This window comes from Streptomyces sp. SID11385, assembly GCF_010548245.1.
Taxonomy (GTDB): Bacteria; Actinomycetota; Actinomycetes; order Streptomycetales; family Streptomycetaceae; genus Streptomyces.
The window spans coordinates 1-10,895 of record NZ_JAAGLR010000309.1 but is presented as its reverse complement, the minus strand read 5'-3'; the positions used below and the strand labels follow the sequence as shown (position 1 = coordinate 10,895).

Below are 10,895 nucleotides of genomic sequence, written 5' to 3'. Positions count from 1 at the left end.
GCGCTGGGCGCGCGCGGCGGCGGGGGCCGCCGGGCTCGCGGGCGCGGGCGGCGCGTCGGTACGGGGATGCGGGACAGCAGTCACCCGTCCACTATCCCTCACCGCCCCGCGCGGCCCGCAGGCGGTCGGCGCTGTGGACGGCGCGGAGCACGGCGGCGGCCTTGTTGCGGCACTCCTGGTCCTCGGCGAGCGGGTCCGAGTCGGCGACGATCCCGGCCCCGGCCTGCACGTACGCGGTGCCCTGGCGCAGGACGGCGGTGCGGATGGCGATCGCGGTGTCCGAGTCGCCCGCGAAGTCGAGGTAGCCGACGGCGCCGCCGTACACGCCGCGCCGTGAGGGTTCCAGCTCGTCGATGATCTCCAGGGCGCGGGGCTTCGGCGCGCCGGAGAGGGTTCCGGCGGGGAAGCAGGAGGTGAGCACGTCGAAGGCGGTACGGCCCTCGGCGACCTGCCCGGTGACGGTCGAGACGATGTGCATGACGTGCGAGTACCGCTCGATCGACATGAAGTCGACGACCTCGACGCTGCCGGGCGCGCAGACGCGGCCGAGGTCGTTGCGGCCGAGGTCGACGAGCATGAGGTGCTCGGCGCGTTCCTTGGGGTCCTTGAGGAGTTCCTCGCCGAGTTCGCGGTCCTCCTGCGGGGTGGCGCCGCGCGGCCTGGTGCCCGCGATGGGGTGGACCATGGCGCGCCCGTCCTCGACCTTGACGAGCGCTTCGGGGCTGGAGCCGACGATGTCGAAGCCGTCGAGGCGCAGGAGGTACATGTACGGGGAGGGGTTGGTGGCGCGCAGGACGCGGTAGACGTCGAGGGCGCTCGCCGCGCACGGGGTCTCGAAGCGCTGCGAGGGCACGACCTGGAAGGCCTCCCCGGCGCGGATGCGCTCCTTGACGGTGTCGACGGCGGCGCGGAAGTCGGGGCCGCCCCAGCGCGCGGTGTACTCGGGCAGCGCGGACTCGGGGAGGGCGGCGGGCTCGGAGGCGAGGGGGCGGCGCAGGTCGGCCTCCATCGCGTCGAGGCGGGCGACGGCGTCCGCGTACGCCTCGTCGACGCCGGTCGCGAGGTCGTTGTGGTTGATGGCGTTGGCGATGAGGCGGACGGTGCCGTTCCAGTGGTCGAGCACGGCGAGGTCGGAGGTGAGGAGCATCGTCAGTTCGGGCAGGCCCAGTTCGTCGGGCGTGTCCTCGGGGAGCCTCTCCAGGCGGCGTACGACGTCGTAGCCGAGGTAGCCGACCATGCCGCCGGTGAAGGGCGGCAGTCCGGGGGCGAGGTCGCGGGGGGTGTGCAGGGCCTCGACGGTGGCGCGCAGTGCCGCGAGCGGGTCGCCCTCGGTGGGGACGCCGACCGGCGGGGTGCCCGTCCAGTGCGCCTGTCCGTCCTTCTCGCTGAGCACGGCGGCGCTGCGGACGCCGACGAAGGAGTACCGGGACCAGGACTGGCCGGCGCTCTCGGCCGATTCGAGCAGGAAGGTGCCGGGGCGCTCGGCGGCGAGCTTGCGGTAGAGGCCGACCGGGGTGTCGCCGTCGGCGAGGAGGGTGCGGCTGACGGGGATGACACGCCGGTCGGCGGCGAGAGCGCGGAAGGCTGCGAGGTCCATGGGGCAGGACCCTACTGGCCCGCGGGGGGCACCGGATGCGCGTCTCGCCGCATGCCGTCTCAGGACTCCGGTGAGAGCAGCACGTCCGCGTCGAAGCACGTGCGGTCGCCGGTGTGGCAGGCGGCGCCCACCTGGTCGACCTTCACGAGGAGTGTGTCGCCGTCGCAGTCCAGGGCGACGGACTTGACGTGCTGGACGTGGCCGGAGGTGTCGCCCTTGACCCAGTACTCGCCCCGCGAGCGCGACCAGTAGGTGCAGCGCCCGGTGGTGAGGGTGCGGTGCAGCGCCTCGTCGTCCATCCACCCGAGCATGAGCACCTCGCCGGTGTCGTACTGCTGGGCGACGGCGGGCACGAGGCCGTCCGCCGTGCGCTTGAGGCGCCGGGCGAGGTCCGGGTCGAGGGGGCTGTCGGCCGTACTGTTCATAGGGCCATTGTCGCGCAGCGCGGCACGCCCCGGGCGCGGGACGTTTCACCTGCCGGTCGCGGGGCTAGGCTGACCTGTATGTCCAGTCATGCGAAGCGTGAACGGCTGCTTCTGGCCGATCTGTTGGAGGCGTCGGGTCCCACCGCGCCGACCCTGTGCGAGGGGTGGCTGACGCGGGATCTCGCCGCGCACGTGGTGGTCCGCGAGCGGCGCCCGGACGCGGCGGGGGGCATGTTCGTCAAGGCGCTCGCCCCGCGCCTGGAGCGGGTGCAGGCGGAGTTCGCCGCGAAGCCGTACGAGGAGCTGCTCCAGCTCATCCGTACGGGCCCGCAGAAGTACTCGCCGTTCAAGCTCAAGCAGGTCGACGAGCTGGCGAACGCCGTCGAGTTCTTCGTCCACGCCGAGGACGTGCGCCGGGCCCAGCCGGACTGGGCGCCGCGCACCCTCGACCCGGTCTTCGCGGGGACGTTGTGGACGCGCCTGGAGAAGATGGCGCGCCCGCTCGCCCGCCGTTCCCCGGTCGGCCTCGTCCTGCGCCTGCCCGACGGCCGCACGGCGGTCGCCAACCGCGAGACCCCGGTCGTGACGGCGACGGGCGAGCCGGGCGAACTGACCCTCTTCCTCTTCGGCCGCCAGGCGCACGCGGACGTGCAGCTGGAGGGCGAGAAGGCGGCGGTCACGGCGGTGTCGGGGACGGACAAGCTGGGGTTCTGAGCGGGCCCGCGGGGCGGCGCGCGGACACGGGCGGTGGCCCGCTCCGCCGTCGCCCCGCACGCCGTTTCCGCCCGGCGGCTCAGCGCACCGGCAGTCCCGCGCCCCGCATCGCGGCCTTGACCTCGCCGATGGCCAGGTCTCCGAAGTGGAAGACCGAGGCCGCGAGGACCGCGTCGGCGCCCGCTTCGACGGCGGGGACGAAGTCGGCGAGTTTGCCGGCGCCGCCGCTCGCGATGACGGGGACGTCGACGTGGCGGCGGACCTCGGTGATCATCTCCAGGTCGTAGCCGTCCTTGGTGCCGTCCGCGTCCATGGAGTTGAGCAGGATCTCGCCCGCGCCCAGCTCCGCGGCCCGCTCGGCCCACGCCACGGCGTCCAGCCCGGTGCCCGTGCGTCCGCCGTGGGTCGTCACCTCGTAGCCGGGCGTGCCGTCGGTGCGGCGGCGCGCGTCGACGGAGAGGACGAGGACCTGGCGGCCGAAGCGCTCGGCGATCTCGCGGATCAGCTCGGGACGGCTGATCGCCGCCGTGTTGACGCCGACCTTGTCGGCGCCCGCGCGCAGCAGCCGGTCCACGTCCTCGGCGGTGCGGACCCCGCCGCCGACCGTGAGCGGGATGAAGACCTGTTCGGCGGTGCGGCGCACGACGTCGTACGTCGTCTCGCGCGAGCCGGACGAGGCGGTGATGTCGAGGAAGGTCAGCTCGTCGGCGCCCTGCGCGTCGTAGAGCTTGGCGAGTTCGACGGGGTCGCCCGCGTCGCGCAGGTTCTCGAAGTTGACGCCCTTGACGACGCGGCCCGCGTCGACGTCGAGGCAGGGGATCACGCGGACGGCGAGGCTCATGCGGTGGCCTCCGGGTTCCCGTACGCCTCGACCTCGATCTCGACCAGCATCTCGGGGTCGATGAGCCCGGCGACGAGGACGAGGGTCGCCGCGGGGCGGACCTCGCCGAGGACGTCGGCGTGCGCGCGTCCGACCTCGTCCACGTCACGGGCGTGGACGACGTACATCCGGGTGCGGACGACGTCGGCGGCGCTGAGGCCGAGGCGGCCGAGCGCGTCGAGCGCCGTCGCGAGCGCGGCGCGGGCCTGCTCGTAGGGGCCGCCGGCGACGAGACTGCCGCTCGCCTGTATCCCGGTGCAGCCGGAGACGAGGGCGAGGCCGCCCGGGAGGGCGACGGCGCGCGCGTAGCCGAAGCGTTCCTCCCAGGGGCCGCCCGAGGAGATCCTGCGTACCGCGCCGCTCACGGCTGCCTCACCACGTCGAGCGCTTCCTCCAGCGTGAACGCCTTCGCGTAGAGCGCCTTGCCGACGATCGCGCCTTCGACACCCTCGGGGACGAGCGTGCTGAGCGCGCGCAGGTCGTCGAGGGTCGCGACGCCGCCGGAGGCGACGACCGGGCGGTCGGTGGCGGCGCAGACGCCGCGCAGGAGGTCGAGGTTGGGGCCCTTGAGGGTGCCGTCCTTGGCGATGTCGGTGACGACGTAGCGGGCGCAGCCCTCGGCGTCGAGGCGCGCGAGGGTCTCGTAGAGGTCGCCGCCGTCGCGGGTCCAGCCGCGTCCGCGCAGCGTCGTGCCGCGGACGTCGAGACCGACCGCGATGCGCTCGCCGTGCTCGGCGATGACCTTGGCGACCCACTCGGGGGTCTCCAGGGCGGCGGTGCCGAGGTTGACGCGGGTGCAGCCGGTGGCGAGCGCGGCGGCGAGGGTGTCGTCGTCGCGGATGCCGCCGGAGAGCTCGACCTTGATGTCCATGGCGGCGGTGACCTCGGCGACGAGCGCGCGGTTGTCGCCGGTGCCGAAGGCGGCGTCGAGGTCGACGAGATGCAGCCACTCGGCGCCCGCGGACTGCCAGGCGAGGGCGGCCTCCAGGGGGGAGCCGTAGGAGGTCTCCGTACCGGACTCGCCGTGCACGAGGCGCACGGCCTGGCCGTCGCGGACGTCGACGGCGGGGAGGAGTGCGAGCTGCTGGGCCATGGTCAGAGGGTCTCGATCCAGTTGGTGAGGAGCTGGGCTCCGGCGTCGCCGGACTTCTCGGGGTGGAACTGGGTGGCCCACAGGGGGCCGTTCTCGACGGCGGAGACGAAGCGTTCGCCGTGCGTGGTCCAGGTCACGAGCGGGGCGCGGAGCGCCGGGTTGGTGACCTCCAGGGTCCAGTCGTGGACCGCGTAGGAGTGCACGAAGTAGTAGCGCTCCTCGGGGCTCAGCCCGGCGAACATCGCGCTGTCGGCAGGGGCCTCGACGGTGTTCCAGCCCATGTGCGGGACGACGTCGGCCTTGAGCGGGCCGACCGTGCCGGGCCATTCGTCGAGCCCTTCGGTCTCGACGCCGTGCTCGATGCCGCGCCCGAAGAGGACCTGCATGCCGACGCAGATGCCGAGGACGGGGCGGCCTCCGGTGAGGCGGCGGTCGACGATCCAGTCGCCGCGCGCGGCCTTGAGCCCGGCCATGCAGGCGGCGAAGGCGCCGACGCCGGGGACGAGGAGGCCGTCGGCTGCCATCGCGGCGTCGTAGTCGCGGGTGATCTCGACCTCGGCGCCGGCGCGGGCGACGGCGCGCTCGGCGGAGCGGACGTTGCCGAAGCCGTAGTCGAGGACGACGACCTTCTTCTTCGTGGTCATGGGGCGCTCTTCCTCCGGTCCGGGGCGCTCACACCGTGAGGTTGAGGACGCCCGCGATCAGGAAGACCCCGGCGCCGACCGACAGCATCGCGAGCAGGCTCTTCGGCATGCCCTGCTTGACGAACGACCAGACGCCCCCGGCGAGGAACAGGCCGATGATGATCAGAAGCGTGGAGGTGCCGTTCACAGGGCGCCCTTCGTGGAGGGGAGGATGCCCGCGGCGCGCGGGTCGGGTTCGCTGGCGTAGCGCAGGGCGCGGGCGAGTGCCTTGAACTGGCACTCGACGATGTGGTGCGCGTTGCGCCCGTAGGGCACGTGCACGTGCAGGGCGAGCTGGGCCTGCGCGACGAAGGACTCCAGGATGTGCCGGGTCATCGTCGTGTCGTAGGCGCCGATCATCGGGGCCATGCCCTCGGGCTCGGTGTGCACGAGGTAGGGGCGGCCCGAGAGGTCGACGGTGACCTGGGCGAGGGATTCGTCGAGGGGCACCGTGCAGTTGCCGAAGCGGTAGATGCCGACCTTGTCGCCGAGCGCCTGCCGGAAGGCGGCGCCGAGGGCGAGGGCGGTGTCCTCGATGGTGTGGTGCGTGTCGATGTGCAGATCGCCCTCGGTGCGTACGACGAGGTCGAACAGGCCGTGCCTGCCGAGCTGGTCGAGCATGTGGTCGTAGAAGCCGACACCTGTGGAGATGTCCGTCTTCCCGGTTCCGTCGAGGTCGATCTCGACCAGCACGGAGGTCTCCTTGGTGGTGCGCTCCACCCGGCCCGTGCGGCTCATGCGCTGTGCTCCTTCTTCAGTCCGCGTACCGCTTCGAGGAACGCGTCGTTCTCGGCGGGGGTCCCGGTCGAGACCCGCAGCCGCCCCGGTACGCCGTTGTCCCTGACCAGGACGCCCCGGTCGAGGATGTACCGCCAGGCGGCGTGCGCCCCGCCGGGCCCGTCGAAGACCCCGAACTGCACGAAGTTCGCGTCGGAGGGGGTCACCTCGAAGCCGAGCGCGGTCAGCTCGCTGACGAGCCGGTCGCGCTCCGCCTTGAGCTGCTCGACGTACCCGAGCAGCGTATCGGTGTGCTCCAGCGCGGCGAGCGCGGTGGCCTGGGTGACGGCGGAGAGGTGGTACGGGAGGCGGACGAGCTGGACGGCGTCGACGACCGCGGGGTCGGCGGCGAGGTAGCCGAGGCGGAGCCCGGCGGCGCCGAACGCCTTCGACATCGTGCGTGAGATCACGAGCAGCGGGCGGTCTTCGAGCAGCGGGAGCAGCGAGGCGGCGTGGCTGAACTCGACGTACGCCTCGTCGACGACGACGACCGTGGGCTTGACGGCCCGCGCCGCGTCGTAGAGCGCGAGGACGGTCTCGCGGTCGACGGCGGTGCCGGTCGGGTTGTTGGGCGAGGTGATGAAGACGACATCGGGGCGGTGCGTCGCGAGGGCGGCGACGGCGGCCTCGGTGTCGATGGTGAAGTCGGCGCGGCGCGGCCCGGAGACCCACTCGGTGCTGGTGCCGCGGGCGATGAGGCCGTGCATCGAGTAGGAGGGCTCGAAGCCGATCGCGAGCCGTCCCGGGCCGCCGAAGACCTGGAGGAGCTGCTGGATGACCTCGTTGGAACCGTTCGCGGCCCACACCTGCCCGGCGCCGACCTCGTAGCCGTCGCGGGAGAGGTAGGCGGCGAGCGCGGTGCGCAGCTCGACGGCGTCGCGGTCCGGGTAGCGGTTGAGGTCGCGGGCGGCCTCGCGGACGCGCTCGGCGATGCGCGCGACGAGGGGTTCGGGCAGCGGGTACGGGTTCTCGTTGGTGTTGAGGCGTACGGGCACGTCGAGCTGGGGTGCGCCGTAGGGGCTCTTGCCGCGCAGTTCGGGGCGGAGCGGGAGGGCGTCGATACGGTCCTGGGCGGTGCTCATGCGCGCGGCACCCGCCCCTCGAAGCGGGCGGTCACGGCGGCGCCGTGCGCGGGGAGGTCCTCGGCCTCGGCGAGGGTGACGACGTGGTGGGCGACCTCGGCGAGCGCGTCCCGGCTGTAGTCGACGATGTGGATGCCGCGCAGGAAGGACTGGACGCTCAGGCCGGAGGAGTGGCAGGCGCAGCCGCCGGTGGGCAGGACGTGGTTGGAGCCGGCGCAGTAGTCGCCGAGCGAGACGGGCGCCCAAGGCCCCACGAAGATCGCGCCCGCGTTGCGGACCCGGGCGGCGACGGCGGCGGCGTCGGCGGTCTGGATCTCCAGGTGCTCGGCGGCGTAGGCGTCGACGACGGTGAGTCCGTCGTCCAGGTCGTTGACGAGGACGATCGCGGACTGGCGTCCGGCGAGGGCGGGTTCGACGCGCTCGGCGCGGTGCTTGGTCGCGGCGACCTGGCGGGACAGCTCCAGCTCGGTGGCCTCGGCGAGCACGGGCGAGTCGGTGACGAGGACGGAGGCGGCCATGGGGTCGTGCTCGGCCTGGCTGATGAGGTCGGCGGCGACGTGCACGGGGTCGGCGCTCGCGTCGGCGAGGATCGCGATCTCGGTCGGCCCGGCTTCGGCGTCGATCCCGATCCGGCCCTTGAGCAGGCGCTTCGCGGCGGCGACGTAGATGTTGCCGGGGCCCGTGACGAGGTTGACGGGGCGGCAGCCCTCGGGGTCCCCGGGGCCGTACGTGCCGTAGGCGAACATCGCGATGGCCTGGGCGCCGCCGGCCGCGTACACCTCGTCGACGCCGAGGAGGGCGCAGGCGGCGAGGATCGTCGGGTGCGGCAGTCCGCCGAACTCGGGCTGCGCGGGCGAGGCGACGGCGATGCCCTCGACCCCGGCCTCCTGGGCGGGCACGACGTTCATGACGACGGAGGAGGGGTAGACCGAGCGTCCGCCGGGCACGTAGAGCCCGACGCGCTCGACGGGGACCCACTTCTCGGTGACGGTGCCGCCGGGGACGACCTGGGTGGTGACGTCGGTGCGGCGCTGCTCGCGGTGGACGAGGCGGGCGCGGCGGATCGACTCGACGAGCGCGGCCTCGACCTCGGGGTCGAGCGCGGCGCGGGCCTTCTCGATCTCGGCCTTCGGCACCCGCAGGTGGGCCGGTGTGCCGTCGCCGAAGCGTTCTCCCCACTCGATGACCGCCGCCGAGCCACGATGGCGTACGTCCTCGCAGACGGGCCGCACCTTCTCCAGGGCGGCCTCGACGTCGAACTCGGCTCGGGGCAGCAGGTCGCGCAGTGCGGAGCCCTCGGGGAGGGCGGCACCACGCAGGTCGATTCGAGAGATCACGGGGTCAAGTCTCGCAGACGCCGCGCGGGGGACGCGGGCGCGTATCACTCGGTGATACGGGACGGCGCGCCGCGGTGGAGGGGGCCGCGGCCGTGGGTGCCGCGGGAGACGGGGGCTGCCACCCTGCGTCACCCCGGGGCAGGCCGTCCGAACAAAAGAACACCTCCCCACCACGCGATTCGTCTCACCGTCCGCGTTCACGGTGTCACGCAGCGGGCATGTGATCCCTGACGGTGTGTGCGCACCGCGCACGGCGGTGCGCGCCGACGACTCCTTGAGGGGAGGCCGGCCGTGGACGAGGAACTGAGCGGCGAGCCACCGGAGTGGTTGAGCCCGGCGGAGGCCGGGCTGTGGCTGGCGTTCCGCAACGGCAGCATGTTCGACCTGCGCACCGGGGACCCGGTCAGGGACGATCCGCACGGCACCGAGCCGTGGGGGCACGACAGGGAGGTGCGGGCGCGCGTCGTGTGCGTCCTGCTGCTGAGCTGTCCGCCCCCGCTGCGCGGGCGGGTCGCCTCGCTCAAGCTCGCCGGGGCGCGCGTGACGGGACTGCTCGACCTCGCGGGCGGCACGGTCGCCCCGTACGTCGAACTCGTGGGCTGCCGCTTCGAGCAGGAAGTGCTGCTGCCCGAGACCCGGTTCTCGACGCTGCGGCTCGTGGACTGCGCGCTGCCGCGCCTGGAGGCGGCGCGGCTGCACACCGAGGGCGATTTCCACCTCCCGCGCTGCCAGGTCGCGCACGGGGTCCGGCTCACGGACGCGCACATCGGCACGGACCTGCTCCTGAACCAGGCGGTGCTGCGCGCGGACCGGCGCGGGAGCTGTCTGCTGGGCGACGGGCTGAGCGTGGGCCAGGACCTCCAGGCGGAGCTGCTTGAGGCGGAGGGCGAGGTGAGCCTGCGCGGGGCGCAGATCGGGGTCTCGCTGAGCCTGCGCGGGGCCCGGCTCAGTCACCCGTACGGGCGCCGCGCGCTCAACGCGCCGCAGCTCACCGTCGAGCGCACCCTCTACCTGACCCCGGCGGCGGTGGTCGACCCGCCGGTGACGGGCGGGCGCACCCCGCCGCGCGGGGCACGGGTGCGGGGCTTCGAGTGCCGGGGCGGGGTGCGGCTGGACGACGGGAGATTCGGGGACGCGGTCGACCTGGAGCAGGCGGAGTTCGTGCTCGACAACGACCAGGAGGTGTCGCTGCGCCGCATCCAGGTGCCCGAGCTGCGGTTCCTGGCGCGGCGGGTCGAGCGGGGGCGGGTCGTGCTCTCGGGGGCGCGGGTGGGCACGCTCGTGGACCGGGCGGCGAGCTGGCCGCGCGCGGGGCTGCTCGCGATGGGCGGTTTCAGCTACGAGAACCTCGTGCCCGTCGGGGCGTTCCCGCTCTCGGCGCGGCTCAGGTGGGTCGCGGCGGCCGAGCCGGAGTACCGGCCCGAGGGGTACGAGCGGCTCGCGGCGGTGCTGCGCGCGGGCGGCGAGGACCCGGAGGCGCGCGAGGTGCTGCTCGCCAAGGAGCGGGCGCGGCGCGCGACGCTGCCGCCCGCCGTACGGCTGTGGGGGTACGTGCAGGACGTCACGGTGGCGTACGGGTACCGGCCGGGGCGGGCGGCGCTGTGGATGGGGGTGCTGTGGGCGGCGAGCAGTCTGTTCTTCTCCTGGGAGCCGCCCTCGCCGCTGCGCGCGGGCGAGCACCCGCAGTGGAACCCGGTGCTCTTCGCGCTCGACCTGCTCATCCCGGTCGTGGACCTGGGGCAGGACGGTTTCTGGCGGATGCAGGGGGCCGCGCAGTGGGCGGCGGCGGGGCTCGTGGCGCTCGGCTGGATGCTCGCGACGACGGTGGCGGCGGGGGCGACGCGGGCGCTGCGGAAGGGGTGAGCGGGCTCGCCCGGCCGGTGCGACGGCGCGTCATGCTTTGCCAGGACTTTGCGCGTGCCCGTACAACGTAAGTCCCGATGCCAAAGCGACACCCGGCGCCCTCTGGACGCGCTCCCACCTGCGGTTTTCAATGGTCCGCACCATGCGACCCCTGCTCGCCCTGCGCCGCGCCGCCCGGATGGCCAGGCACACCTCCCCGCTCTCCGACGGGCTGCCCGCCGACGAGGAGCTGCTGCTCGACGCGCCGGAGCCCTGGCTCGCGCCCGCGCTCGTCGCGGCGGGCGCGGGTGACCACGAGGCGGCGGCGAAGCTGCTCGCGACGACGCGGGAGCGCGGGCAGTGGGAGGTACGGGACCGCGCGGTGCGGCGGCTCGCCTCGTTCGCCGCGCGCCGCCCCGAGTGGTACGCGCACTGGACGGCGACCGCCCCGCACGACCCCGACCT

At 73.9% G+C, this 10,895-nt stretch carries 12 protein-coding genes and 1 pseudogene; 3 read left to right on the top strand and 10 right to left on the bottom strand.

Features of this window, described 5'->3' with window-relative positions:
- Positions 1-91: 91 nt before the first annotated feature.
- Together G3I42_RS09345 and hisI are read right to left on the bottom strand one after the other, a co-directional pair.
- Positions 92-1,597, bottom strand: coding sequence for an anthranilate synthase component I (locus G3I42_RS09345; protein ID WP_164284197.1), 1,506 nt, complete (start codon positions 1,595-1,597; stop codon positions 92-94).
- 59 nt (positions 1,598-1,656) lie between these two features.
- Positions 1,657-2,022, bottom strand: coding sequence for a phosphoribosyl-AMP cyclohydrolase (hisI, locus tag G3I42_RS09340; RefSeq protein WP_164284195.1), 366 nt, complete (start codon positions 2,020-2,022; stop codon positions 1,657-1,659).
- Between the two features lie 78 nt (positions 2,023-2,100).
- Here hisI and G3I42_RS09335 point away from each other — a divergent pair, with 78 nt between their 5' ends.
- Complete coding sequence (locus tag G3I42_RS09335) at positions 2,101-2,736, top strand: TIGR03085 family metal-binding protein (protein WP_164284193.1); 636 nt, start codon at positions 2,101-2,103, stop codon at positions 2,734-2,736.
- A gap of 79 nt (positions 2,737-2,815) precedes the next feature.
- Here the strand turns inward: G3I42_RS09335 and hisF are convergent, their stop codons facing one another.
- The 8 genes from hisF to hisD are packed head-to-tail and all read right to left on the bottom strand — an operon-like array spanning position 2,816 to position 8,588.
- Complete coding sequence (gene hisF, locus G3I42_RS09330) at positions 2,816-3,577, bottom strand: imidazole glycerol phosphate synthase subunit HisF (protein WP_164284191.1); 762 nt, start codon at positions 3,575-3,577, stop codon at positions 2,816-2,818.
- Entirely contained in the window at positions 3,574-3,981 is a 408-nt protein-coding gene (locus tag G3I42_RS09325; protein WP_164284189.1) for a Rid family hydrolase, read from the bottom strand. Before G3I42_RS09325 ends, hisF begins: the two co-directional genes overlap by 4 nt.
- A complete protein-coding gene (priA, locus tag G3I42_RS09320) occupies positions 3,978-4,709 on the bottom strand; it encodes a bifunctional 1-(5-phosphoribosyl)-5-((5-phosphoribosylamino)methylideneamino)imidazole-4-carboxamide isomerase/phosphoribosylanthranilate isomerase PriA (RefSeq protein WP_164284187.1) in 732 nt (243 codons plus the stop codon). Before priA ends, G3I42_RS09325 begins: the two co-directional genes overlap by 4 nt.
- A 2-nt stretch (positions 4,710-4,711) precedes the next feature.
- Positions 4,712-5,353 carry an imidazole glycerol phosphate synthase subunit HisH gene (gene hisH / locus G3I42_RS09315; protein ID WP_164284185.1) on the bottom strand — a complete coding sequence of 214 codons (642 nt, stop codon included), beginning with the start codon at positions 5,351-5,353 and terminating at the stop codon, positions 4,712-4,714.
- Between the two features lie 28 nt (positions 5,354-5,381).
- Complete coding sequence (locus tag G3I42_RS36900; protein ID WP_010277019.1) at positions 5,382-5,540, bottom strand: hypothetical protein; 159 nt, start codon at positions 5,538-5,540, stop codon at positions 5,382-5,384.
- Positions 5,537-6,130, bottom strand: a complete 594-nt coding sequence (gene hisB, locus G3I42_RS09310; protein ID WP_164284182.1) for an imidazoleglycerol-phosphate dehydratase HisB — start codon at positions 6,128-6,130, stop codon at positions 5,537-5,539. The genes G3I42_RS36900 and hisB overlap by 4 nt, the downstream gene beginning before the upstream one ends.
- Complete coding sequence (locus G3I42_RS09305; protein ID WP_164284180.1) at positions 6,127-7,251, bottom strand: histidinol-phosphate transaminase; 1,125 nt, start codon at positions 7,249-7,251, stop codon at positions 6,127-6,129. The genes hisB and G3I42_RS09305 overlap by 4 nt, the downstream gene beginning before the upstream one ends.
- Entirely contained in the window at positions 7,248-8,588 is a 1,341-nt protein-coding gene (hisD, locus tag G3I42_RS09300; RefSeq protein WP_164284178.1) for a histidinol dehydrogenase, read from the bottom strand. The genes G3I42_RS09305 and hisD overlap by 4 nt, the downstream gene beginning before the upstream one ends.
- Positions 8,589-8,879: 291 nt before the next feature.
- Between hisD and G3I42_RS09295 the strand changes: the two genes are divergently transcribed.
- On the top strand, positions 8,880-10,451 hold the full coding sequence (locus G3I42_RS09295; RefSeq protein ID WP_164284175.1) for an oxidoreductase: 1,572 nt from the start codon (positions 8,880-8,882) through the stop codon (positions 10,449-10,451).
- A gap of 130 nt (positions 10,452-10,581) precedes the next feature.
- A pseudogene (locus tag G3I42_RS09290) lies at positions 10,582-10,895 on the top strand (hypothetical protein); the annotation flags it as partial.